The sequence below is a fragment of the Pseudomonas sp. KH_021 genome (assembly GCF_057838865.1).
Map to the genome: position 1 here is coordinate 2260314 of NZ_CM174477.1, position 23608 is coordinate 2283921.

At 60.0% G+C, this 23608-nt stretch carries 19 protein-coding genes and 2 pseudogenes; 11 read left to right on the forward strand and 10 right to left on the reverse strand.

What is annotated here, in order from left to right:
* Positions 1 to 331 precede the first annotated feature (331 nt).
* Positions 332 to 1168 (reverse strand): annotated as a pseudogene (locus AC3IX4_RS10635) (amino acid permease); the annotation flags it as partial.
* Here AC3IX4_RS10635 and AC3IX4_RS10640 point away from each other — a divergent pair.
* Positions 1157 to 1414, forward strand: a pseudogene (locus AC3IX4_RS10640) (methyl-accepting chemotaxis protein); the annotation flags it as partial. The pseudogenes AC3IX4_RS10635 and AC3IX4_RS10640 overlap by 12 nt on opposite strands.
* Before the next feature lie 95 nt (positions 1415 to 1509).
* Here the strand turns inward: AC3IX4_RS10640 and AC3IX4_RS10645 are convergent.
* From AC3IX4_RS10645 to AC3IX4_RS10670, 6 genes are all read right to left on the reverse strand, one after another.
* Positions 1510 to 1722 carry a hypothetical protein gene (locus AC3IX4_RS10645; RefSeq protein WP_489260484.1) on the reverse strand — a complete coding sequence of 71 codons (213 nt, stop codon included), beginning with the start codon at positions 1720 to 1722 and terminating at the stop codon, positions 1510 to 1512.
* Positions 1723 to 1872: 150 nt separating this feature from the next.
* Positions 1873 to 2427 (reverse strand): BCCT family transporter, encoded by a 555-nt coding sequence (locus tag AC3IX4_RS10650; protein WP_489261265.1) that lies wholly within the window; start codon positions 2425 to 2427, stop codon positions 1873 to 1875.
* The gene (locus AC3IX4_RS10655) at positions 2428 to 2610 is read right to left on the reverse strand and encodes a hypothetical protein (protein ID WP_489260485.1); all 183 of its coding nucleotides are present in this window, start codon (positions 2608 to 2610) and stop codon (positions 2428 to 2430) included. It lies immediately after the preceding gene.
* A 418-nt stretch (positions 2611 to 3028) separates the two neighbouring features.
* On the reverse strand, positions 3029 to 4303 hold the full coding sequence (locus AC3IX4_RS10660) for an MFS transporter (RefSeq protein ID WP_489260486.1): 1275 nt from the start codon (positions 4301 to 4303) through the stop codon (positions 3029 to 3031).
* A 215-nt stretch (positions 4304 to 4518) separates the two neighbouring features.
* On the reverse strand, positions 4519 to 5673 hold the full coding sequence (locus tag AC3IX4_RS10665) for an acyl-CoA dehydrogenase family protein (RefSeq protein ID WP_489260487.1): 1155 nt from the start codon (positions 5671 to 5673) through the stop codon (positions 4519 to 4521).
* A gap of 59 nt (positions 5674 to 5732) precedes the next feature.
* Positions 5733 to 6527 carry an IclR family transcriptional regulator gene (locus AC3IX4_RS10670; protein WP_489261266.1) on the reverse strand — a complete coding sequence of 265 codons (795 nt, stop codon included), beginning with the start codon at positions 6525 to 6527 and terminating at the stop codon, positions 5733 to 5735.
* A 289-nt stretch (positions 6528 to 6816) separates the two neighbouring features.
* On the opposite strand from AC3IX4_RS10670, the gene AC3IX4_RS10675 reads away from it, so the two are divergent.
* From AC3IX4_RS10675 to AC3IX4_RS10710, 8 genes are all read left to right on the forward strand, one after another.
* Complete coding sequence (locus AC3IX4_RS10675; RefSeq protein WP_489260488.1) at positions 6817 to 7602, forward strand: enoyl-CoA hydratase; 786 nt, start codon at positions 6817 to 6819, stop codon at positions 7600 to 7602.
* Between the two features lie 3 nt (positions 7603 to 7605).
* Positions 7606 to 9135, forward strand: coding sequence for a 3-hydroxyacyl-CoA dehydrogenase (locus tag AC3IX4_RS10680; protein ID WP_489260489.1), 1530 nt, complete (start codon positions 7606 to 7608; stop codon positions 9133 to 9135).
* An 18-nt stretch (positions 9136 to 9153) separates the two neighbouring features.
* Positions 9154 to 10392 (forward strand): CaiB/BaiF CoA transferase family protein, encoded by a 1239-nt coding sequence (locus tag AC3IX4_RS10685; protein ID WP_489260490.1) that lies wholly within the window; start codon positions 9154 to 9156, stop codon positions 10390 to 10392.
* A 63-nt stretch (positions 10393 to 10455) separates the two neighbouring features.
* Positions 10456 to 11205 carry an electron transfer flavoprotein subunit beta/FixA family protein gene (locus AC3IX4_RS10690; RefSeq protein ID WP_489260491.1) on the forward strand — a complete coding sequence of 250 codons (750 nt, stop codon included), beginning with the start codon at positions 10456 to 10458 and terminating at the stop codon, positions 11203 to 11205.
* Between the two features lie 2 nt (positions 11206 to 11207).
* Positions 11208 to 12137 (forward strand): electron transfer flavoprotein subunit alpha/FixB family protein, encoded by a 930-nt coding sequence (locus tag AC3IX4_RS10695; protein ID WP_489260492.1) that lies wholly within the window; start codon positions 11208 to 11210, stop codon positions 12135 to 12137.
* Between the two features lie 113 nt (positions 12138 to 12250).
* Entirely contained in the window at positions 12251 to 14437 is a 2187-nt protein-coding gene (gene betT / locus AC3IX4_RS10700; RefSeq protein WP_489260493.1) for a choline BCCT transporter BetT, read from the forward strand.
* Between the two features lie 233 nt (positions 14438 to 14670).
* Positions 14671 to 15249, forward strand: a complete 579-nt coding sequence (locus tag AC3IX4_RS10705; RefSeq protein WP_489260494.1) for a hypothetical protein — start codon at positions 14671 to 14673, stop codon at positions 15247 to 15249.
* 318 nt (positions 15250 to 15567) lie between these two features.
* Entirely contained in the window at positions 15568 to 16116 is a 549-nt protein-coding gene (locus tag AC3IX4_RS10710; protein ID WP_489260495.1) for a hypothetical protein, read from the forward strand.
* 134 nt (positions 16117 to 16250) lie between these two features.
* Here the strand turns inward: AC3IX4_RS10710 and AC3IX4_RS10715 are convergent, their stop codons facing one another.
* From AC3IX4_RS10715 to AC3IX4_RS10725, 3 genes are all read right to left on the reverse strand, one after another.
* Positions 16251 to 17942: an amidohydrolase gene (locus tag AC3IX4_RS10715; protein ID WP_489260496.1), complete on the reverse strand. Its 1692-nt coding sequence runs from the start codon at positions 17940 to 17942 to the stop codon at positions 16251 to 16253.
* A 120-nt stretch (positions 17943 to 18062) separates the two neighbouring features.
* The gene (locus tag AC3IX4_RS10720; RefSeq protein ID WP_489260497.1) at positions 18063 to 19454 is read right to left on the reverse strand and encodes an MFS transporter; all 1392 of its coding nucleotides are present in this window, start codon (positions 19452 to 19454) and stop codon (positions 18063 to 18065) included.
* Between the two features lie 174 nt (positions 19455 to 19628).
* Positions 19629 to 20537 carry a LysR family transcriptional regulator gene (locus tag AC3IX4_RS10725; protein WP_489260498.1) on the reverse strand — a complete coding sequence of 303 codons (909 nt, stop codon included), beginning with the start codon at positions 20535 to 20537 and terminating at the stop codon, positions 19629 to 19631.
* Between the two features lie 113 nt (positions 20538 to 20650).
* Here AC3IX4_RS10725 and AC3IX4_RS10730 point away from each other — a divergent pair, with 113 nt between their 5' ends.
* Complete coding sequence (locus tag AC3IX4_RS10730; protein ID WP_489260499.1) at positions 20651 to 22372, forward strand: acyl-CoA dehydrogenase family protein; 1722 nt, start codon at positions 20651 to 20653, stop codon at positions 22370 to 22372.
* Between the two features lie 26 nt (positions 22373 to 22398).
* On the forward strand, positions 22399 to 23586 hold the full coding sequence (locus AC3IX4_RS10735; RefSeq protein ID WP_489260500.1) for a CaiB/BaiF CoA transferase family protein: 1188 nt from the start codon (positions 22399 to 22401) through the stop codon (positions 23584 to 23586).
* The last annotated feature ends 22 nt before the right edge of the window (positions 23587 to 23608 follow it).

Genomic DNA, 23608 nt, shown 5'->3' on the forward strand with positions numbered 1-23608 from the left:
GAAGCCGTCGTAAATTCAGGCCCTTCGGTGTGCCTGATGGATTACGGTCTCAGGTTTTACGGCCGCTTCGCTGCCGATCGCAGCCTCGTACCTCGTCAGCGGCTACATTCGTAGCAGTAGACGAGTTCAGCGAGGCCAGGTCCGGGGACGTAGTCCTCGCAAAGCCTGTACTCGCGGTGTATCTGAATACTGAAGTGCCAGGTTTTACGACTGCTGCGCAGCCGGACGTGGCCTCGTTCTACTCGTCCACTGCTACGAAATGCAGTACACCAAAAGATGTGTAGATACCTATGGGGTGATGGCCACACCGCGGTGCGTTTTCATTGCGGTATCAGTTCTGGACTGCGCAGGCTTCGTTGTTATTGGCCAGTCGCTTGCGAAGCAGGAAGTACGAGCCAACGATGACCAGCGTGGTCGCAACGGTGAACCAGAACTGGAACTGCGAACTCGGATTAAACGCTTGAGTCGCCAGCACCGCCACCAGGGCGAACAGTGCAATGAAGTTGGAAACGGGGTAGAACCAAGCCCTGAAAGCCTTTGGATCGACAGGTTCGTGCCGGGTTTTCCAGCGCATCGCCAGGTGGGAGAGGATGATGAAAATCCAGATGATCATGACAAAGGCCCCGCTGCTTTTGGCAAGCATGAGGAACAGATCCCCGCCGCTAACGAAGTGAATTCCCAGGATCGCGACGCAGATCGAAAAGCTTAGCGCCAGTGCATTGACCGGCACGCCCTTGGCGGTGGTGCGAGAGAACATCGCCGGGGCATGCCCACGTTGGCTCAGGGAGAACAGCATCCGAGAGTTCGAGAACATGAACGAGTTCATGACCGACATGAACGAGATGAACAGCACCAGCTTCATCGCGACCGCAGCACCGGTGAACCCGGCCATGCTGAACAGTGAGACGTAGGGCGACGCCAGGTTGGCCTTGTCGGTCCAGGGCATGCACAGGATCAGGATCGATACCGAACCTATGTAGAACAACATCACGCGCAGGATGACGCTCTTGATCGCCTTGATGACGTTCTTGCGTGGGTTTTCCGATTCACCGGCCGCGACAGCAGCAATTTCGCTTCCACCCAGCGAGAAGATCACAACGATGATGCCGGCCAGCACGGGTGAGATACCGTTGGGCATGAACCCGCCATGCTCGGTCAGGTGGCTCAGGCGGCTGGAGAGGCGTTGGAAGTGATCGCCCATTCGATCTCTTCGATCAATGATCGTAACCTGCTGATCGCGTCGGCATCCCAAGAGCAAGCCCAGGTTGCCCATGAAGTAGACCGTAACCTGGTCAATATACGGGACCTGTCCATGCAAACCGCGACAGGCGCCACCCAGACCCGAGCTGCCAGCCAGGATCTTTCGCGCCTGGCGGTAGAGCTCAATGGGATGCTGACCAAGTTCAGGACCTGACCTCAATTCCAGGTAGGAGCCAGCCTTGGCTGCGATGGCCGCGCCGCGGTACATCAGGTAAACCGCGGTGCGTTCATCGCGGGTAAACCCGGCTCCTACAACCTTGGCGTGAGGACTGAGGCGGTATCGGTCTGCGATGAGAAGGTGAGGAAGGCGAGGTGAGTCTCGTATCGTTCCAGCACGTCGTCGATGACCTGCTGTTTTGTCAGCCCCATCAGGTCATAGCCGCCGGACCCTGTCTGCGTAAACACCTCAAGCCGGTAGTACACATCGGTCTCACGTGACATCCGGCCACCGATCGGGGCCATGGATGGCCTGCGTAGCACCCGTCCCTATCGCGCCCGAGTTGGCGCTGGTGAGGTAGAACAGCAGCCCCGAGAGCGTCGCCAGCCCGATCAGGAACATCGACCCTGGGAACATCTCAAGCAGCGCGTACCAACCACAATCACCAACGCGATCTACAGCGTGAGGCCTTGCTCCAGCCCGAAGGTCAGCGAAAACCCGACGCTCAGCAGCACGACGCCGATGCCCATCGAGGTGGCGACACCGAACACGGTACCGACCAGTGCGATGATGCTGATGCCATCGCCCAAGGGGCCGCGTACGCGCTTGCCCAGCAGCGGGTAGAGCGCCGCACGGATCGACAGTGGCATGCCCCAGCGGTACGAGAAGTACCCCATCGCCATGCCCAGTAGCGCGTACATCGCCCAGCCAGCGATGCCATAGTGGAACATGGTCCAGACCACCGCATCTTGCATCGCCGCGGGTGTGCCGCCCTCGGCAGTAGGTGGATGCAGATACTGCACCACGGGGCCTGTGACTGAGTAAAACAGCATGTCGATCCCGACGCCTGCGGCGAATAGCATCGCCACCCAAGTCACCAGCTTGTACTGCGGCCGCGAATGGTCGGGGCCAATGCGCACATCGCCTTCTTTGGAAAACGCGACCCAAAGCACGAAGCCGACCACCAGCGTCATCGTCAGCACGTAGTACCAACCGAGGTTTGTCGCAATTCAGTCGACGACCGTCTTCATGGTCATGCGCGTCTCATCGGACGGAGGTTCATGCCGGCGCTGTGTACCGCCGAATCGGCTGCGGTCAAGCGGCGCGGGCGGTTTTGTTGACTGGGCATTCGTCGCTTGCGTACTCGGCTGAGCGCCTTCGTAGCGTTCGTCGTCGTATGGCTCGATCGCCATGGACTGACTCCTGTATCGGGACGCGCCAACCCCTTTGGGGTTGAAAGCGCGATGATGAAACTGGCGAGCACCTTCCTGCATCAACAGCAGGTTTTGGCAAGGCTCGGCCAGTTACAAGCGGAGGGAGAGAGACTCCATCCTGATAGAAATGCGCTGAAAAAATGCGGGCGGTACCGTCACCTATCGAGGGGGGACGGTTGGTCATGCGCTCGGCTGTAAAGCCTAGGGGGCGGCAAGCTTAACAAAAAATCAAAGCAAGGGCATTCTGGACTGCTGACCACCCTCCCCGGTAGGAGCCGGCTTTAGCCGCGATGGCCTGCACAGCAGGCCCAACGATTGGGGCCGCTACGCGACCCATCGTGGTGGTCCGGCATTCCGGTAAAGCCTGCTCCTACCGTTCATTCCAAGCGCAAATGCATCATTGCTTCTGCGGGTCGAACTGCTTGTCCTTGATAAACAGCGCCGGGATCACGCCGCAGATAAAGTAGGCCGCACCCATGACCAAAAAGCCCACGCCGATCGAGCCGTGGGAGGCAAGGAAACCGATCGCGGCGGGAGCAATCGCAGCCCCCAGGCGGCCGATGTTGTAGGCGCCACCGACGGCGGATCCGCGGAATTTGGCCACGAAGCTTTCCGTCATGTAGGTGGCGTTCACACCATAAGGAATGCCATACAAGAAGCCGAACACCACCAGCATCCAGAGGATGTTTTCCGGGCTATTAAACAGCACGATCACCGGCAGGAATACCGCGGTTCCCAAGGCGCCAAAGGCGAACACGGCACGGCGCCCGAGACGGTCAGCCGCAATGCCCGCGAGAATCTTGCCAAGGATCATGGCGGTATAGGTGCCCACCATGTAGCTGGTCATGGACTTGAGGTTCATGCCCAGTTCGCTTTCCAGGTACGTCGGCATCCAGTTGTTCACGCCGTAGTAGCCGAACTGCAGGAAGCCGGCCGTCAGGGCCCAGGCGATAAACATCCGGCGAGCCTGCGGATCACTGAAGATCAGCTTGTACATGCTCTCGCGCTTTTCGGGGGATGGCGTTTTCAGACCTGCGATTTTATTCCTGGCACGCTCGGCCTGAGCGTTGATCCAGGCTTGCGGCTCCGGCACGAAACGCTGCATCACCACGGCCAGGATCACCGGGATAATGGCAATGTAGAACAGCCAGCGCCAGCCATGGATCGGCAAGATCCAGCCGGCCAGCAGCGTCGCGACGATATAGCCCACCGACCAGCCCGCTTGCAGGGTGCCCAGTACCGTTGTGCGGTAGCGGGTAGGGACGTATTCGGCCATCAGCGTATTGCACGCCACGTACAGTGCGCCAATCCCCAGTGATGCCACGAACCGGGTGATCGCGAACTGCCAATAGCTGTGCGTCAGGCCTAGTACCGCGGTGCCGACGGAAAACAGCACGATGCTCCAGACCACGGTTTTCACCCGGCCGAAACGATCGCAGGCCCAGCCGCCGTAGATGCCACCAATCGCCATGCCGGCCAGGGTGAAACTGCCCAGGCTGCCGGCCTCCACGTTGCTCAGGCCAAACTCGGCCTTCAGGCTGCTGAGGCTGTAGGACAGCAGCATCAGGTCGGCACCGTCGATCAACAATCCAAGAAAGCAGAAGATGAAGACCAGCACCCAAGTGTTGGTCTTGGCGTGCGCAGTCGCACTCGCCTGAGTAGCAGTGTCCATAGCGTTACCTTATTGTATTTATGGGGGAGGGGGCTTAAGCCAATGTCAGTCAAGGTGAAACGCTAATGAATGTGGGAGCGGGCTTGCCCGCGAATCCAGCCGCTGCGGAGTGTCTGAGGCACTGCGTTGCCGTCATTCGCGGGCAAGCCCGCTCCCACATTCATTAGAGTCACCATAACTGACGGGTTTGAGCCCGGGATTGAAAGCCGGCGGCTTCAGCCTTGCGCTTCGCGGATCATGTTCCGGGCGATGACCACCTGCTGGATCTGCGTGGTGCCTTCATAAATGCGGAACAGGCGAACGTCCCGATAGAAGCGTTCGATGGCGTATTCACTCACATAACCGGCGCCACCGTGGATCTGTACGCAACGGTCGGCGACACGTCCGCACATCTCGGTGGAGAACATCTTGGCGCAGGAGGCTTCGGTACTGACGTTGCGGCCTTCGTCGCGCTTGCGAGCGGCATCCAGCACCATGCAGCGTGCGGCGTAGATTTCAGCCTTGCTGTCGGCGAGCATGGCCTGGATAAGCTGGAACTCGGCGATTGGCTTGCCGAATTGCTTGCGCTCCATTGCGTATTGCAGGGAATCGGCCAGCATGCGTTCGGCTGCACCGACACTCAGGGCAGCAATATGCAGGCGACCCTTGTCGAGCACCTTCATGGCGGTCTTGAAGCCCACGCCCTCGACGCCGCCGATCAATTGGCTGGCAGGTACGCGTGCATTGTCGAAAATCACGTCGCAGGTGTGGGCGCCTTTGTGGCCCATCTTGTGGTCACTCTTGCCCAAGGAAACCCCTGGGGTGCCACGTTCGACAATAAAGGCGCTGATGCCCCCGGCGTTTTTGATCTCGGGGTTAGTGCGCGCCATGACGGTGTAGATGCCGGCATGCGGGGCATTGGTGATGAAGCGCTTGGTACCGTTGAGGATATAGCTGTCGCCGTCACGAACGGCCGTGGTTTTCAGCGAGGCGGCGTCCGAGCCCGAGTCGGGTTCGGTCAGGCAAAACGCACTGAGTAGCTCGCCGCTGGCAAGCTTGGGCAGGTACTTGGCTTTTTGCTCCTGGCTGCCATCGATCAGAATGCCGATGGAGCCAATGCCGTTGTTGGTGCCGATGTATGAACGAAAGGCCGGGGAGGTGCGGCCCAGTTCAAAGGCGATGTTGACCTCTTCTTCCATGGTCACGCCCATGCCACCGAACTCTTCCGGGATGGTCAGGCCGAACAGCCCCATCTCTTGCAGTTGCGCAACAATATCGTCCGGGATGTTGTCGGTCTCGGCCACTTCGTTCTCGCGCGGAATCAGCGCTTCGTTGACGAACTGGCGAAGGGAATCCAGCAGAATCTGCAGGGTTTCGGTATCACGGATCATGTGCGCTCCTCAAGGCTCGCAAGCGAGCCGGTGGTGTAGGGCGCCGTCTCTGCGTAAGGTCAGCGAGCAGCGGCGCCAATGTTATTAACCATGTTGATCAGACGAGGTCCGATATCGTCCATGAGCTTTTCGCGTGGCAGCTGGAAGCTCGGCCCACCGCAGTTGAAGGTCAGTAACCCGTACTGCGGGTGCAGCAATGGCACGGCAACGGAATTGACGTCGCGATGCCACTCGCCAATCGACAGGCAGAACCCGTAATCGGCAAAATCCCTGAAAGCACGGTCCAGCCCCTTGCGGATGGCGGGCCACTGCTCCGTTTCGCGCTGGCGAATGTGGTCGAGCAGAAACTCTCGCTCGGTTTCCGGCATCGCCGCCAGGCACGCCCGGCCCACCGAACTCTGTGCCAGCGGCAAGTAGCTGCCTGTTTGCCGGCGCATCGTCATGTTGCCCTGACCCTGGACCACATCCAGGTACACCATCTGCAGGCGATCACGGGCGGCCATGGCGACGGCGGCCTGCGCGTAATTTGCCAACTCCTCCATCAAGGGATGGGCCACGGTGCGAATCGACAGGTTCGAGAGCATGGCGTAGCCGAATCCCAGTACGCCGACATCCAATTGGTATTTGCCCGAGTGCACTTCGCGCTTGAGGCAGCCAAGACGCATCAGCGTATTGGTCAGGCGCGTCACGGTCGGCTTGGGCAGCCCAGTCATCCGGGCCAGGTCCTGGTTACCGAGTACGTTGTCACGCGGTGTGAAACACCTCATTAGCTCGAGCCCACGCGCCAGTGCTGTCACGAACTGGCCACTGTTTTCCTCTTCGTTCATACCGCTTGCCGGATCAAGCATTCCCATTCTCAGCAAGCCAATGTCATCGGCTGAAGGGTCTGTGTTGTTGCGTTTCATGTTAGGGCCTCGATTCTGGAAAATGCAAGAAAATAAAATACAGTTTCGCTAGACGAAATTATATCTGCTATTCAAATAAAATCAAAAGCGCATTACAAATAATATTAACTAATTGATATATAAGGATTTAATAAGATTTTTTGGATTGCTTGTTTACAGGGCTTTGAGACCGTCTCTATGATAAATCATTATATCGGTATCAAGTTTCGTATAGCGAAACACGAATTGAGGAAAAATCATGAGCGTCCCACCCGAGCCAGTCGTGACCTTGGAGATTCGCGATGATGCTGTTGCCGTCGTGCGTATCTCGCGGCCTGAGGCCAAGAACGCACTCAACAGTGCCGTGCGCGAGCAAATGGCCGAGCACTTTCGTGCAGTGGCGACCGATGCTCGGGTGCGCGCTATCGTTCTGACCGGCGGCGAGCAATGTTTCGTGGCCGGTGCCGATATCCGCGAGTTTGCCGACGCCAGCTCAATCGAGATGCACCTTCGACACACCGAATACCTGTGGGAGGCCATCAGCCGATGCCCGAAGCCGGTGATCGCTGCGGTGAACGGCTTTGCCCTGGGGGGTGGCTGCGAGTTGGCGATGCATTGCGACATCATCGTTGCCGGCGAGTCGGCGCGCTTCGGTCAACCGGAGGTCAAGTTGGGCCTGATGCCGGGCGCAGGCGGGACGCAGCGCCTCATCCGTGCGGTCGGCAAGTTCCAGGCCATGCGAATCGCGCTGACGGGCTGTTTGGTCCCGGCCCCTCAAGCACTCGCCATAGGCATGGTCAGCGAAGTAGTGAGCGACGACCAGACGCTGTCGCGCGCGCTATCACTGGCAGGCGAAATCGCCGCCTTGCCGCCACTGGCGGTGGCGCAGATCAAGGAGGTCATGCTGGCGGGCGCCGACATGTCGTTGGACAGCGCTTTGGTGCTGGAGCGCAAGGCGTTCCAATTGTTGTTTGACTCCAAGGATCAGAAAGAGGGCGCTCGCGCCTTTCTGGAAAAACGTAAAGCCAACTTTGTAGGGGAGTGACCCATGACACGTGTGATCAACCAGATGGCCATCGTCGGTGCCGGCGTGATGGGCACCGGCATTGCCCAGATTGCCGCCCAGGCGGGTATCCGGGTCATGCTCTTCGACAATCGCGAAGGCGCTGCCCAAACCGCCCGGGATAACCTGCAACAGACCCTGGACAAACTGGTCAGCAAGGGCAAGATCGACAGCAGCGATGCCCAGCGCACACTGGAGCATCTGCAGGTAGCGACTTCGCTGGCGGAACTGAAAAACGTTGACCTGGTGGTGGAAGCCATCATCGAGCGTCTGGATGCCAAACAGGCATTGCTCGCTCAGCTTGAGGCCGTGGTCGCCGACGATTGCATTTTGGCCACCAATACCTCGTCACTGTCGGTGACCAGCATCGCCCGCGGCTGTCGGCACCCCGAGCGTGTGGCAGGGTTTCACTTCTTCAACCCTGTACCGCTGATGAAAGTGGTGGAAGTGATCGACGGCCTGGCCAGCGATCCGCAGGTCGGTGACTGCCTGCAGGCGTTGGCGGCGCGCATGGGCCACCGGGGTATCCGGGCCAAGGACACGCCGGGATTCATCATCAACCACGCCGGTCGCGCCTATGGCACTGAAGCGTTGCAGATTCTCAAGGAAAGCGTGGCCGAGCCCGCCGAGATCGACCGCATCCTGCGCGAGGGCATGGGCTTTCGCATGGGGCCGCTGGAGTTGTTTGACCTGACCGCGCTGGATGTCTCTCATCCGGTGATCGAATCGATCTATAACCAGTTCTATCAAGAGCCTCGTTATCGCCCGGCGGCGTTGACTCAGCAGATGCTGGAGGCTGGGTATGTCGGGCGTAAAGTCGGGCGCGGGTTCTACCAATACGCCAACGGGCAGATGATCAATCCACCCAAGCCGCAGCCGGTGCCGGTCGTCGAGACGCTGCCGCCCGTGTGGCTCGGTACCGAGAGCGATGAGGATCGGGCCACCCTCAGTGCCTTGCTTGAGGCACTGGGCGCAGAGGTGGAGCAGGGCAGTCAGCCCAGCCGCGAAGCGCTCTGCTTGCTCGCCCCCTACGGCCTGGACGCCACCACGGCCGCTGGCCGCTTCGCCACCGACCCGACGCGCACCGTGTGCATCGACCCGCTGCTGGACAGTCGTCGCTACCGCACGCTGATGCCGACCCCGGCGACGCGAGTCGATATGCGTGATGCCGCCCATGCGTTGCTGGCCCGCGACGGCGTCGGCGTCAGTGTCATTAATGACAGCGTGGGTTTCGTCGCCCAACGGGTGATGGCGATGATCGTCAACCTGGCGGGCGACATCGTCCAGCAACGTATCGCCAGTGTCGACGACCTGGAAGAGGGCGTGCGCCGTGGCCTGGGTTATCCGCAGGGGCCGCTGGCCTGGGGCGACAGTCTCGGCGCCAAACGGTTGCTGACTATTCTTGAGCGCATGACCGAGCTGACTGGCGATCCTCGTTACCGCCCAGGCCCTTGGTTGCGTCGTCGAGCCGCCCTGGGCCTGTCGCTGCTTCACGTCGCGCCGTCGATCAACTGACTTCTGAGGTGAAATGAAATGGGTGCTTTGACGGGATACCGCGTGCTCGACCTGAGCCGCGTGCTGGCCGGCCCTTGGTGTGGCCAGACGCTGGCCGACCTTGGGGCCGAAGTGATCAAGATCGAGCGGCCGGGCGCGGGCGATGATACCCGTGCCTGGGGGCCGCCGTGGATGAGTGATGAGAACGACGAGCCCACTCAGGAGACCTCCTACTACCAGTCCACCAATCGCGGCAAGCTCTCGGTGGCGCTTAATCTGGCGACGCCCGAAGGTCAGGAGATGGTGCGTGCATTGGCCGCCAGCTGTGACGTGCTGATCGAAAACTATAAGGCGGGCTCACTGGCCAAATACGGGCTGGACTACGCCAGCCTCGCGCAGATCAACCCGCGACTGGTCTACTGCTCGGTGACCGGTTTCGGGCAGACCGGCCCGCGTGCGGCGGAGCCGGGCTACGACTTCATCATCCAGGGTATCGGCGGGCTGATGAGTATTACCGGCGAACGTGATGATCTCCCTGGGGGCGGCCCGCAGAAAGTGGGGGTGGCGTTTTCCGACCTGATGACCGGGTTGTACTCCACGGTTGCCATTCAGGCAGCCTTGCTCAGCCGCGAAAAAACCGGCCTGGGCCAGCACGTCGACATGGCCCTGCTGGACGTGCAATTGGCCACTCTGTGTAACCAAAGCCAGAACTATCTGGCCTCCGGGAAGCCGCCGGGGCGTTACGGCAACGCTCACGCGAACATCGTTCCGTACCAGGTGTTCCGTGCCAAGGATCGCGATTTCATCATCGCCTGCGGCAATGACAGCCAGTTCATCTCCTTATGTTGTGCCATTGGCCTGCCTGAGCTGCCCCAGGACCCGCGCTTTGCCCGCAACGCAGATCGGGTGACCCACCGCGAGGCGATCGTCGCCATCCTGTCGCAACATTTTCTCGGCGACAGCGCCGATGCGTGGGTGCAGCGGATTCACCCGCAAGGCGTGCCCGTCGGGGCGATCAACAGCATCGCCCAGGCACTGGACGAGCCGCAGGCAAAAGCCCGAAACATGCTGGTGAACATTCCGCATCCGCTCAAGCCGGATTTCGTCACCGTCGGCAGCCCCATCAAGCTGTCCGGTACACCCGTGGAGTACCTGCGTCCCGCGCCGATGCTGGGTGAGCATACCGATGAGGTGCTCAAGCGCCAGTTGGGGCTCGATGAGGGGCGCCTGGCCCAATTGAAGGCCCAAGGTGTGATCGAGCAGCTTGGCGACCACTGAATATGCATCACCCCCGCGCACCCCCAGGTGCTGTCGGGTCAATCTTTCTCAATGGAGCCTGCCATGAAAGTCCTCGTAGCGATCAAGCGCGTGGTCGATTACAACGTCAAGGTTCGCGTCAAAGCGGACAACTCCGGCGTCGACCTGGCTAACGTCAAGATGTCCATGAACCCCTTCTGCGAAATTGCCGTCGAAGAAGCCGTGCGCCTGAAGGAAAAAGGCGTGGCGAGCGAGATCGTCGTCGTGACCGTCGGCCCGGCCACGGCGCAGGAACAACTGCGTACAGCCCTGGCGCTGGGCGCAGATCGCGCCGTGTTGGTGGAGTCCGCCGAAGAGCTGACTTCCCTGGCTGTGGCCAAGCTGCTCAAGGCTGTGGTCGACAAGGAGCAGCCTCAACTGGTGATCCTTGGCAAACAGGCCATCGACAGCGACAACAACCAGACTGGCCAGATGCTCGCAGCCTTGAGCGGCTACGGTCAGGGCACTTTCGCCTCCAAGGTCGAAGTATCCGGCGACAGCGTGGCGGTGACCCGCGAAATCGACGGCGGCGCACAAACGGTTGCTCTGAAACTGCCGGCTATCGTCACCACCGACCTGCGGTTGAACGAGCCTCGCTACGCGTCCTTGCCCAACATCATGAAGGCCAAGAAAAAGCCGCTGGAAACCGTCACCCCGGATGCACTGGGTGTTTCCACCGCTTCGACCAACACAACCTTGAAAGTTGAAGCGCCGGCGGCTCGCAGCGCAGGCATCAAGGTCAAGTCGGTGGCAGAACTGGTCGAGAAACTGAAGAACGAAGCGAAGGTGATCTAAGCATGACTATTTTGGTAATCGCGGACCACGACAGCAAAGCAGTGGCCCCGGCCACCCTGAATACCGTGGCGGCTGCCGCCAAGATCGGTGGTGACATTCATGTGCTGGTTGCCGGCGCCAACGTCGGTGGTGTGGCCGAAGCGGCTGCGAAAATCGCAGGCGTGGCCAAGGTGCTGGTGGCCGATAATGCCGCCTACGCCCACCAACTGCCGGAAAACGTTGCGCCGCTGATTGCAGAGCTGGGTGCTGGCTATAGCCACATCCTCGCGCCTGCCACTTCCAACGGTAAAAACATCCTGCCGCGCGTGGCCGCCCAGTTGGACGTCGACCAGATCTCCGAGATCATCTCGGTAGAATCGGCGGATACCTTCAAGCGTCCGATCTATGCCGGTAACGCCATTGCCACCGTGCAATCGACGGCGGCCATCAAGGTCATCACCGTGCGTGCGACCGGCTTCGACCCTGTTGCTGCAGAAGGCGGTTCGGCTTCGATTGAAACCGTTGCGGCGGCGCACAACGCCGGTATCTCGGCCTTTGTGGGTGAAGAGCTGGCCAAGTCCGATCGCCCTGAGCTGACCGCTGCCAAGATCGTCGTTTCCGGCGGTCGCGGCATGCAGAACGGCGACAACTTCAAGCACCTGTATGCGCTGGCCGACAAGCTGGGCGCTGGCGTTGGTGCTTCCCGCGCTGCGGTCGACGCAGGTTTTGTACCGAACGACATGCAGGTCGGGCAGACCGGCAAGATCGTTGCCCCACAGCTGTACATCGCCGTCGGTATCTCCGGCGCGATCCAGCACCTGGCGGGGATGAAAGACTCCAAAGTGATCGTTGCGATCAACAAGGACGAAGAAGCGCCGATCTTCCAGGTGGCCGATTACGGCCTGGTGGGCGACCTGTTTGAGATCGTGCCACAGCTCCAGCAAGCCGTCTGAAACATCACGGGGAAAACATCAGACGCTACACTCATTAGCGTCTGATGCAGTGCGCGAGGCCTATCGCGCTTTCAACCCCGAGGGGCAGCGCGTCCCACTGCAGGAGTCAGCCCATGTCGACCGACGACGAACGCTCAGAATCCGCGCAATCAGCGAGTTCCCTTCCTCCGCTTGAGCGCAAACGATTCGGCGGTACGCAGCGCCGGCACGAAAGTTGGGACGACGAAACACCGGTCTCGCGCAGTGACCTCAGCAAAGGGCCCGAGGAGCTTCTGGAGCATCGCGAGGCCTACATCAACTGGAGCGTGCTGATCGTCTCCTCGGTCGTGATCCTCGCCTTTTCCATCTGCGCCATCATCATGCCCGATGAAGCCCGTTCGACGATGAAGACCGTCGTCGACTGGATCGCGACAAACCTCGGTTGGTATTACGTACTCACCATGACGCTGGTGATCGGCTTCGTACTCTGGGTCGCGTTCTCAAAAGAAGGCGACGTGCGAATTGGCCCCGACCACTCGCGGCCGCAGTACAAGCTGCTGACCTGGGTGGCGATGCTGTTCGCCGCAGGGGTCGGGATCGACATGCTCTTCTACTCGGTCACAGGCCCGGTGGTGCAGTATCTGCATCCACCTTCTGGCGACGGCAGCACCGCCGCGGCGATGCAGGATGCGGTGGTCTGGACCATGTTCCACTACGGCATCGCAGGCTGGGCGATGTATGCACTGCTGGGCATGGCGATGGGGTACTTCTCGTATCGGTGGGGCATGCCTCTGTCGATCCGTGCAGCCCTCTACCCGTTGCTGGGCAAGCGCGTGCGCGGCCCGTTGGGCGACGGCATCAGCATTTTTGCGCTGGTGGGCACGGTGTTCGGCGTTGCCACCTCGATGGGCATCGGCGTCGTGCTGCTAAGCGTCGGGTTCTCGCTGCTTTTCGGCCTGGAGGAGGGGCTCACACTGCAAATCATGCTGGTCATCGGCGCGGTGGTCCTGACCATTGCGGCTACTACGTCTGGCGTTGACCGAGGCATCCGCTTGATCGCCGAGCTGAACCTCTGGAGCGCCGTGGCAATGATGCTGTACATCCTCTTCACTGGGCAAACGGCGTTTCTCTTGAACGCCCTGGTTTTAAACATCGGCCAGTTCCTGGTCACGTTCCCCGCACGCACGCTGCAAACCTTCGCCTATGAGCCCGGTGGCGCCGAGTGGATGGCCGGATGGACGCTGTTTTTCTGGGCGTTCTGGCTCGCGTGGGGACCTTTTGTCGGGGTCTTTCTCGCGCGTATTTCGCGCGGGCGCACGCTGCGCGAGTTCGTGATTGCAGCCATTACCGCACCGGTATTGTGCGACTTCATCATCGTCTCGCTGTTCGGCAACTCCGCGCTGTTTCAGGTAATGCAGGGCAACACCGCGTTTGCCGAACTTGCGGTCCAGAGCCCGGAGCGGGGTTGGTACGCACTGTTGCAGATGTTCCCAGGCTCGATGTTCCTGATTGGGCTGGCGACGCTCTCGGGGCTGCTGTTCTACCTCACCAGCGCCAACTCGGGCGCGATGGTGATGTCGAACTTCTCCTCTTCAATTCCGGACCCATCACACGACGGGCCGAGCTGGCTGCGCATCTTCTGGGCTGTGCTCACCGCCGTACTCACCGTGGCGATGCTGATCGCAGGCGGTGTAACGACCATGGAGTACGCGACGCTCATCTTCGCGCTGCCGGTCACGGTCATCGCTTATCTGGTGATGGCGTCTTTCTACAAAGTGCTGCGCATGGAGCGCGCCGAGCGTGAAGGGCGCGTGTTGCGCAGGCCGTCCATGGCCCCGATTGGTGGCCATGTTCCAGAACGGTCGTGGAAGCAGCGCCTTGAGCATATGCGTTCGTTTCCGTCGCTCAAGCAGGTCACCCAATTTCTTGACCGCACGGTGCAGCCAGCGCTCGACGAAGTGGTCGCTGAGTTTCGCAAGCAAGGGTATGACGTGTTGCGCGATACCGTGGTCAACACCCACGGCCTCAACGAGCCATTGCTGCGGGTGTCGATGGATTCGTTCCGCGATTTCCTCTACCACGTCGCCGTGGTGGAGGCGCCCGTACCGATGTTCAGTGGCCGGATGACGCGTGAGATCGACGTCTACTACCGGCTTGAGGTGTTTACACAGACGGGGTCCGGCGGGTATGACCTGATGGGGCTGACCAAGCAGCAAGTCATCGATGACGTGCTGGAGCGATACGAGACTCACCTCGCATTTCTCACGTTCTCGTCGGAGACTGACACCGCATCGGTACTCACGCCGAGGCAGCCGGAATAGCTCGCGATGAATTCGGCGTGGTCTACCAGAACACCGCGGTGCCCTTATCGCGACCAAGGTCGGCTCCTACCGTGTAGGAGCAGGGTTTACCCGCGAGGCGTCGTGCCTGATACACCGCGGCGCCCCTTATCGCGAGCAAGCTGCAAAGCATATCGCTGAGCAAAGACTATGCTTTGCGCGTTCTCTGGTGTTCGATGTTCCGCTCATTCAGCCATTACATGGAAAGCAGGCTTATGAAACCCATCCGCTCCCTTGCTCACGCAGTAGTCTTCGCCTCACTCATGACCACCGCCAGTGTCGCCGTCCAGGCCGCTGAATTGCCGTTGGGGGGTAGTGCGTTGGAGGATCACGTCAGTACGAAGGTGCTGGCTGTGGACCCGGCCAATTATCAGGTCACCATCGAAGGCCCCAATAACACCCAAGTGCCCATCCAGCTCACCGACAAGGCCAAGGCCTTGCCCCATTTGAAAGTCGGCGACAAGGTCGACATCTACGTGACGCGCTCGGTCGCCTATGTGCTCAATACGACGGTGGGTGGCGTGCCAAAAGTCAGCGACGAATCCGGGACAGTTCGCGCCACCAAGGACAATCCCAATCCTGGAGGTGAGGCATTCCGTCAGGTCAAAGTCACTTCGAAGGTCACGGCCATTGATTTGAAAAAACATGAAGTGACGTTGCTGCCACCCGAGGGAAAAGTGAAGGTCGTGAAGGTTGAGGACCCCGAGCTCCAAGCCCGTATGAAGAACCTCAAGGTGGGCCAGACGGTGGACGCCATCTACACCGAAGTACTGAGGGTCAAGACTTCACGCTAAGCACTGCTTGGTGCCTCCCTTCGTGATGGGGCAATCAACTTTTGCCTCATCCCTCATTCATGCTAACCTCTTGCCCGTCGCTGCATATTCAGCGATACGAGCTTGGCGGCTCGTTACGAAGGCGCAACAGCGCCCCCAATCCCATCGCAGGCGCTTTTTTTGTGCCCGCGATTGGGTGCTTTATGGCGGGTTGCGCATGGACTTCTTCGGAAGTGCCGGGTTTCCTTCGTACCGGTCCGCCAACCTTGCGTAGCCCGTCACCTTAATCTGCTTGGCGGCAGACGGTGACGGCTCCATCCACGAAGGAGTTTCACTGTCATGAAGATCGTCCCCGATCCACCACCGTTACGCCCCACCACCATCCTGCAAACGACTCAATACCCCTTCAGTTCCTGCAACAACGCTCACGAATCACTCTTCCACGTGCGCAGTGGTGTCATCGCCGAGGACGCGCTGATCCATATCTTGCGTCATCTTCAAACCGCGTTCGAAACCGCCACCCGTGTCTACAACATCACGCCCTTGCTCGACAACGGATTACCGTGGTCCACGGTGTGGTCGGTGGAGTGTGCGAGGACGTTGGTTGAGGCGCTGTTAAGCGGTGCCGATGACGTGGTGATACCGCCCAAGGATGCAGACGCAAACGGGTTGTTTGTGCCTGGAACGATTCGCAAGACAGCGCAGAAGGCATTCGGGCATTTCGGTGCCTGTGAATTGCCGATGTTCAGTGTGAACAGTGGAGTGTTGGCGGAGGATGCGCTGCTGCATGTTTCGCTGTATTTGCAAGCGGCGTATAGCACGGCGAATGAGGGGCGAGAGGGCTGCATTGGGCGACGTTGCATGCCATTGAAGCGGCTGCGGCGTTGACGGAGGCATTGCTGGACGCGTCGAGCTTGTAGGAGCCGACCTTGGTCGCGATGGCATCACCGCGGTACTGGATAAACCGCGGTGATGCCATCGCGAGCAAGCTTTGCTCCTACACAGGATCAAAAGCAGTTACATCAGTAGGCCGCTTGGTAAACGGTCTTACCCTCCACGATCGTCTCTAGCACTTTGATGTCCTTGATCGCCATCGGGTCTACCTTGGCGATGTTATCCGACAGCACCACCATGTCCGCGTACTTCCCGACCTCGATCGAGCCCCGTTCCTTTTCTTCAAAGTTCTGGTAGGCCGCGTTGATGGTCGTGGCGCGCAGTGCCTGGGCCACTGGAATGCGCTGGGCTTCACCCAGCACTTTACCGCTGGTGGTCACCCGGTTCACGGCAGCCCAGATCAGGCGCATCGGTTCCATCGGTACGATCGGGGTATCGGTGTGGATGGTGTAGATCAGGCCGCGATCTTCAGCCGAACGGGTCGGGCTGATACGTTCGGCGCGGTTCTTGCCGATGAACAGGTCGCGATGGCGGTCACCCCAATAGTAGGTGTGCAGCACAAAGAAGGACGGGATGGCGTTGAGGCGCTTGACCTCGTCAAGCTGGTCTTCGCGCATCATCTGCGAATGGATCACCACTTGCCGCGGGTCTTTGCGCGGGAATACCTCTTGTGCATGGCGATAGGCATACAGCACATCATCGATGGCCGCGTCGCCGTTAGCGTGAATCATGATCTGGCGGCCCGACTTGTGGACCTGCAAGACCCGATCGGCCAACTGTTCACGGGTAAAGCGTGGGAAGCCTCGGTAGTGCTCGTCACCGTGGAACGGCGTGTGGTAGTGCTCACCCAGGAATCCGGTATAGCCTTGGATCGACCCGTCCGAGAACTCCTTGACGCCACCGAGCTTGATCTTGCCGCTGGTGAGCGGGACCTTGTCGTTAGCGTCCATGGAATCGAAGTTGCTCCAGGCTTGTACGCGGATAGGCACATTCCCCGCTTGGGCCGAGTCTTCGAGCATCTTCAGCAGCGCTGGCGTGGTATTGGCGCCATGGTTGGCCGTGGTGACGCCATGCGACGAGTACCACTGGCCCGCCAAACGGATGCCTTCCTTTTGTTGGGCTTCGGTCAATGCAGGTCGCAGCTTGCCGACCAGTGGCAATGCGGTCTCTTCCAGTATGCCATTGGGTTCGCCATTGGCATCCCGGCGGATGGTGCCGCCCGCTGGGTTGGGTGTTTTGGCAGTAATGCCGGCCAATGCCAGTGCGGCGCTGTTGGCGACGGTGAGGTGGCCTGAAACGTGAGTAATGTAGACCGGCTGGGTGGACGATACTTTGTCCAGGTCCTCGCGGGTGGGGTGACGCTTTTCGGCGAGCAGGGTGTCGTCGTAACCCGCACCGCTGATCCACTCCTGAGGGCCAACCTTGGCTTTCTGGGCTTTGAGCAGCTCGACGATGTCGTTGATGTTCTTGACCGTGCCAATGGGCGGGCTGTTCAGGTCAGCGACAAAGGTACCGGTAATGCGCGCGATCGCGAAATGGCTGTGGGCGTCATAGATGCCGGGGATCAGGGTCTTGCCCTTGAGGTCCACTACCTTGGTATCGGCCCCGATGTACTGGGCGACGTTTTTGGACGCCCCCACGGCCAGGATTTTTCCATCGCGTACAGCGACGGCTTCAGCGGTGCTGTTGTCTTTGTCGACCGTCAGCACATTGGCGTTGGTATAGACCACCTGCGCTTGTGTATTGGGTGTGCCCTGAGTGGCATATGCGTTGACCGTAAGGGTCGCCGCCAGCAGGGTAAGCAAAAATTTCGGCTGCATGTAAATCTCCTGTGGCTCAGGGGCAGGGGCGTGCCCCTGAGCGGGAAGTCATTCAGTTTTTGTTATTAGTACAGCGGTGTTGTACTGCGGCTCTGAGCAAAGGCTGCCAGAGCCGAGCGGTCAGGCGGCGCGAGGCTGTTTGCTACCTGTGTTCTTTGCAGCGGATGGGCTGTTGTTAACGCCAGCCAGCTCATCGGCATCGGCTTGCTCGGCGCTGGACAGCTCTGACGCGTTGTGGCCGATGCGCTTGAGCAGCAGGAGCATGCACACCAGCGAAACCAGGGCGTAGGAGCCCGAAGCGATCGCGACACCCACGATGCTACCCGTGGAGTTCAGGATGCCTTGCGCAAGCACTGGCGTCGCACCGCCGACCAGCAAGGAGCACAGCTGGTAGGAAATCGACAAACCGCTGTATCGCACCTTGGTTGGGAAGGCCCGGGCCAGGATGCCGCCGACGGCGCCATAGAACATCGAGTGGGGAATGGTAGCCAGGCACATGCCGAGCGCCGCGATCCAGTAGATCTTGGTTTCTACGGCGAAGAACATCGCCGGCATCAGGATCAGTTCCGGGATCACCATCCAGGCGACCGCCTTGCGCATATCAATCTTCGAGACCAGCACGGCACCGAAAGGCTGGACGATAAACTGAACCACCAGCGACATGATGATCACGCTGAGGAAGGTGCTTTGTGCGTACCCCAGCTCCTTGGTCGCCCAGGACAGGGCGAAGGTGCTCTTGAAGTAGGTCACATGGATGATCGGCAAGACGCCGGCACCGAGCAGTACGATCTTCCAATGGTTGCGCAGCACTTCCAGGATCGGCAGCTTGACGGTCTTCTTCTCTTTCATCAGGCGCTTCATGTCGTCCGACTCTTCAAGCTTGAGGCGGATTACCATGCCGATGATCACCAGCGCAGCAGACAGCAGGAACGGAATGCGCCAGCCCCAGAGCATGAACTCCGAGGTCGGAATCGCGCTGAGTGCAAAGAACACGACGGTGGCCAACAGGTTACCGGCGGGGGAGCCCTGTTGAGCGAAGGCGGCATAGAGGATGCCCTTGCCCTTGGGGGCGTTTTCGCTGGCAATCAGAATCGCGCCACCCCATTCGCCACCCACGGCGATACCCTGGATAACACGCAGGACCACCAGAGAGATCGGCGCCCAGACACCTATTTGCGCGTAAGTAGGCAGCAGGCCGATGAAGGTGGTGGCCACCCCCATCATGACAAGCGTGATCACCAGGGTGGTCTTGCGGCCAATCTTGTCGCCCAAGTGGCCAAAGATGATGCCGCCGATGGGCCGTGCAACAAATCCGGCCCACAGTGTGAGGAAGGAGAGCAAGGTCGCGGTGCCTGGCGCGAGGTCGGAAGGGAAAAACACTTTGCCGAAAACCAGAGCAGCGGCTATGCCATAGGCATAAAAGTCATACCACTCGATGGTCGTTCCGATGAACGAGGCGATGCCCGCTTTGCGAGCTTTCTGATGCGCGGCAGCTTCCTGGGCGGCATTCATATTAAATTCCTGCTCATTATTATTTGAATATCCCTCTCGCCGTAGCGGAGGAAGGCTGGGACTCGGGTTCAACGCGCTATGCGTATGTGTAGGTCCGATAGTGCAGAGCCTATACGGGAAGGATAATAAAAAATAATGATTAAATTTTATTGTTTGATATGCGATTTCATATCGTCAAACCGATTGAAGGTGGGCGAAATTTGCTTTCTGTTGAGATTTAAAGAGTTCCAGAAAGCTCTGCGCCGCCGCTGAGGGTGCGACGGCCTGACGAATGGCATGGATCTCGGACAGCGGGCCTTCGCCGTTGATTTCGCAAAAATGCACGCCTTCTTTCCAGATAGTGGACAAGGTCTGCGGGACCAACGCGATACCCATCTCAAAGGCCACCATCGCCACCACCGTTTGCCATAGGCGGGTCTCATGGCGGATCCGCGGGCTGAAGCCTGCCGCCACGCAGCGCGCAATGATCAGGTCGTGATAGTGCGGGGACACGCTGCGTGGAAACAGGATGAAGTCTTCTTGCGCAAGGTCCGCAAGCTCAACCCGCGGTTCACCCGCCAGCCGATGGGAGGAGGGCAGGCAGCACAGAAAGGGCTCGCTGAGCAGCAACTCGCACACGATACTGTCGGGAAACTTGCTCCAGTGAACGAAGCCGATATCGATCTGGCCGCGCTGCAATGCCTGGGACTGCTCGGCACTGTTCATTTCCATCAGCACGATTTCGGTGTCGGGGTGGTTCGCCTCGAAGGTCTTGACTGCCTGCGGCAGGCCGCGGTTGAGGATCGAGTTGACGAAGCCAACACTCAAGCGCCCGGTAAACCCCTGGGCCGAGCGCAAGGTCAGGCGCCTTGCCTGCTCGGCGCGTAGCAGCAGATAACGCGCCTCTTCCAGCAATACTTGCCCGGCGTTAGTCAGGCTCACCGATTTGTTGTTTCGATTGAGCAACTGGATATCGAGCTGGCTCTCGAGCTTTTTGATGTCGAAGCTCAGCGCGGGTTGGGAGATGAACAGGCGCGCGGCGGCCCGTCCAAAATGAAGCTCTTCGGCCACGGCGACAAAATAACGAAGTTGCTTGAGATCCATGTTGACCTGCTCGGGGCTACGATAATTTTTTCTTATCGTAGATCATTTTATTTGTATTAGATACTTCTCGATGGCCTCCCTACTCTTGGTCCACAAGAACCAGGAGAGTCACCATGAATATCACCCAAGAACACGATCACGACCCCCTCAATATTCCCGACAGCCGGGGCCTGAACCTGTTTGAGTGCGATACCGGGCTGGCCGACTTGCTGAAGGTTTACCTGCCTTCCGAGCTCTACTCCAAGTGGTTGCCAACCTGGCAGCAACTCGGTGCGCGAGCCGGTGGTGAGCTGGATGTGCTGGCGCTTTCGGCCGACAAGAACCCGCCGAAACTGTTGCCGCGCACCCGTCGTGGTGAAGATATTCAAACCGTTCAAAAGCACCCGGATTTCGTCGACCTGGAAAAGGTAGCTTACGCCGAGCTGGGCCTTGCCGCGATGAGCCATCGCGATGACGGCACGCTGCCGCTGGAAAAGTACGCGCTGACCTACCTGTTCGTGCAGGCCGAGTTTGGCCTGTGCTGCCCGGTGAGCATGACCGACTCCCTGACCCGCACCCTGCGCAAGTTCGGCTCGCCTGAGCTGGTGGCGCGCTACTTGCCGTCGCTGGTCTCGCAGGATTTTGACACCTTGTTCCAGGGCGCCATGTTCATGACTGAACAGGCCGCAGGTTCCGATGTTTCCAGCACCCAGACCCGAGCCCGCCTGGTCGATGGCGAGTGGCAGCTGTTTGGTGAAAAGTGGTTCTGCTCCAACCCCGATGCGGACCTTGCGATGGTCCTGGCCCGCCCAGAAGATGCACCGGCGGGCATGAAGGGCGTTAGCCTGTTCCTGTTGCCCAAGCTGCGCCCGGACGGTTCGCGTAACGCCTACCGGATCCAGCGTCTGAAAGACAAACTGGGCACGCGTTCGATGGCCAGTGGCGAAATTACCCTGGAAGGCGCCACCGCTTACCTGATTGGCGAAGTCGGCCGCGGGTTCCAGCAAATGGCTGACATGGTCAACATGTCGCGCCTGTCCAACGGTGTGCGAGCGTCCGGCTTGATGCGTCGTGGCGTCAACGAGGCGATGTACATCGCTCGTCATCGTCGTGCCTTTGGCAAGCGCTTGATCGAAATGCCATTGATGCAGCGCCAGTTGCTGAAAATGATGTTGCCCGCCGAGCAGGCACGCTCGATGTTCATGCAGATTGCGTCCCTGCTGCCTAAGGCCGACAAGGGCGACGAAGCTGCGCGCAAGTGCGTGCGTATCCTTACGCCGCTGATCAAGTTCCGTGCTTGCCGCGATGCACGCAAGGTGACCGGCGACGCCATGGAAGTGCGTGGCGGCATCGGCTACATCGAAGAATGGAGCGATGCTCGCCTGGTGCGTGATGCTCACCTGGGTTCGATCTGGGAAGGCACCAGCAATATCGTCGCGCTGGACATCGGCCGCGCCGAGACCCGCGAACAAGCCCTTGAGCCGCTGCACCAGTATCTTGCCGGTGTCCTGGCTGATGCCAACTTGCCAGCGGCCAGCCACCAGTTGTTCGAAACACTGCTGCAGCGCACGGTAGCGAGATTCTCCGAAGTGGCCCATGAACGCCGCGATGAAGAAGTGCGTCAGGCCGGCAGTGCTCTTTACCACATCGCCACCGCGATTTTCATGGCCTGGGAATCCAGCCGCCAGCCTGATAATGCGCGCCGCCTGGCCTTGGCCCACCTGCTGCTGCAACACAAGTTGCTGCCTCGCGACCCACTGAACCCTGAGCCTTCGATCAACGCCGAGCTGCTGTCGCGCCTGGCCAATGAAAGCCCGTTGTCGCAAGACGAAGCCATGCAGCTGTTGCCGGCCTGAACGGCCCCTAGTTCGAGAGCATATTGATGAGCCAGTCCAAAGGGGCCCTCGAGGGCCTGAAAGTAATCGATCTGAGCCGCGTACTGGGTGGGCCTTACTGCTCCCAGGCGCTGGCCGACCATGGCGCCGACGTGATCAAGCTTGAACCCTTGACCGGCGATGAAACCCGCGGCTGGGGCCCTCCCTTCGAGGGCGCGGACGCCTCCTACTATCGCGGCGTCAACCGCAACAAGCAGGGTATCGCTGTAGACCTGTCGCGCCCTGAAGGCATTGAGCTGTTGATGAGCCTGCTTGAAGGCGCAGACGTGCTGATTGAAAACTTCAAGCCCGGCACATTGAAGCGCTGGGGCATTGATTACACCGAAGTCCTGAGCCAGCGTTTCCCTGGGCTGATCCACTGTGCGATCTCAGGTTTTGGTGGCGACGGTCCGTTGGGTGGCCTGCCAGGCTACGACGCGGTGATCCAGGCCATGGCCGGGCTGATGAGCGTCAACGGCGAGGCCGAGAGCGGCCCGCTGCGCATTGGCCTGCCGATCGTCGACATGGTGACCGGGCTTAACGCCTTGGCGGGCGTTCTGTTGGCACTCAACGAACGTCATCGCAGTGGCCTGGGGCAGTCGCTGGACATCACCCTGTACGACAGCGGTGTGTCGTTGCTGCACCCGCACATCCCGAACTACCTGGCGTCTGGCAAGGTCCCGCAGCTGACGGGCAATGCCCACCCCAACATCGCGCCGTACGACAGTTATCGCACGGGCACCGCGCCGATTTTCCTGGCCGTGGGCAATGATCGCCAGTTCGCCAAGTTGTGCGAGCATTTGGGCGCGAGCGAGCTCACCGAAGACCCTCGCTTCGTCAACAACGGCGCACGTTCGGGCAACCGCGAGGCGCTCAAGCAGGCGCTGGAAATGCACTTGGCCAGCCACGACGGGGCGTTCCTGTCCCAGCAACTGATCCGCGCTGGCGTGCCCTGCGGGTCCATCGCCAGTGTCGACGCTGTGGTCGCCCACCCGCATACCCAACATCGCGGCATGTTGGTGGATATCGGCGACTATCGCGGTATCGGCTCGCCGGTGAAGCTGTCTCGCACTCCGGCCACCTACCGCACTGCACCGCCAACCTTGGGTCAAGACACCCGCGCCGTGCTTGAAGGCCTGGGGCTGGAAGAGCAAGTGATCGAGAAGCTGTATGCCGCGGGCATCGTGCGCGGCTAACGCCACTTTTTGACAGTGCCAG

Excerpts from the sequence above, each read along its gene's own strand:
- AC3IX4_RS10690 (WP_489260491.1), top strand. The coding sequence starts at position 10,456 with ATGAAAGTCCTCGTAGCGATCAAGCGCGTGGTCGATTACAACGTCAAG.
- AC3IX4_RS10705 (WP_489260494.1), top strand. The coding sequence starts at position 14,671 with ATGAAACCCATCCGCTCCCTTGCTCACGCAGTAGTCTTCGCCTCACTC.
- AC3IX4_RS10675 (WP_489260488.1), top strand. The coding sequence starts at position 6,817 with ATGAGCGTCCCACCCGAGCCAGTCGTGACCTTGGAGATTCGCGATGAT.
- AC3IX4_RS10680 (WP_489260489.1), top strand. The coding sequence starts at position 7,606 with ATGACACGTGTGATCAACCAGATGGCCATCGTCGGTGCCGGCGTGATG.
- AC3IX4_RS10725 (WP_489260498.1), bottom strand. The coding sequence starts at position 20,537 with ATGGATCTCAAGCAACTTCGTTATTTTGTCGCCGTGGCCGAAGAGCTT.
- AC3IX4_RS10735 (WP_489260500.1), top strand. The coding sequence starts at position 22,399 with ATGAGCCAGTCCAAAGGGGCCCTCGAGGGCCTGAAAGTAATCGATCTG.
- AC3IX4_RS10720 (WP_489260497.1), bottom strand. The coding sequence starts at position 19,454 with ATGAATGCCGCCCAGGAAGCTGCCGCGCATCAGAAAGCTCGCAAAGCG.
- AC3IX4_RS10655 (WP_489260485.1), bottom strand. The coding sequence starts at position 2,610 with ATGGCGATCGAGCCATACGACGACGAACGCTACGAAGGCGCTCAGCCG.
- AC3IX4_RS10710 (WP_489260495.1), top strand. The coding sequence starts at position 15,568 with ATGAAGATCGTCCCCGATCCACCACCGTTACGCCCCACCACCATCCTG.
- AC3IX4_RS10730 (WP_489260499.1), top strand. The coding sequence starts at position 20,651 with ATGAATATCACCCAAGAACACGATCACGACCCCCTCAATATTCCCGAC.
- AC3IX4_RS10670 (WP_489261266.1), bottom strand. The coding sequence starts at position 6,527 with ATGGGAATGCTTGATCCGGCAAGCGGTATGAACGAAGAGGAAAACAGT.
- AC3IX4_RS10665 (WP_489260487.1), bottom strand. The coding sequence starts at position 5,673 with ATGATCCGTGATACCGAAACCCTGCAGATTCTGCTGGATTCCCTTCGC.
- AC3IX4_RS10645 (WP_489260484.1), bottom strand. The coding sequence starts at position 1,722 with ATGGCCCCGATCGGTGGCCGGATGTCACGTGAGACCGATGTGTACTAC.
- AC3IX4_RS10660 (WP_489260486.1), bottom strand. The coding sequence starts at position 4,303 with ATGGACACTGCTACTCAGGCGAGTGCGACTGCGCACGCCAAGACCAAC.
- AC3IX4_RS10685 (WP_489260490.1), top strand. The coding sequence starts at position 9,154 with ATGGGTGCTTTGACGGGATACCGCGTGCTCGACCTGAGCCGCGTGCTG.
- AC3IX4_RS10715 (WP_489260496.1), bottom strand. The coding sequence starts at position 17,942 with ATGCAGCCGAAATTTTTGCTTACCCTGCTGGCGGCGACCCTTACGGTC.
- AC3IX4_RS10695 (WP_489260492.1), top strand. The coding sequence starts at position 11,208 with ATGACTATTTTGGTAATCGCGGACCACGACAGCAAAGCAGTGGCCCCG.
- betT (WP_489260493.1), top strand. The coding sequence starts at position 12,251 with ATGTCGACCGACGACGAACGCTCAGAATCCGCGCAATCAGCGAGTTCC.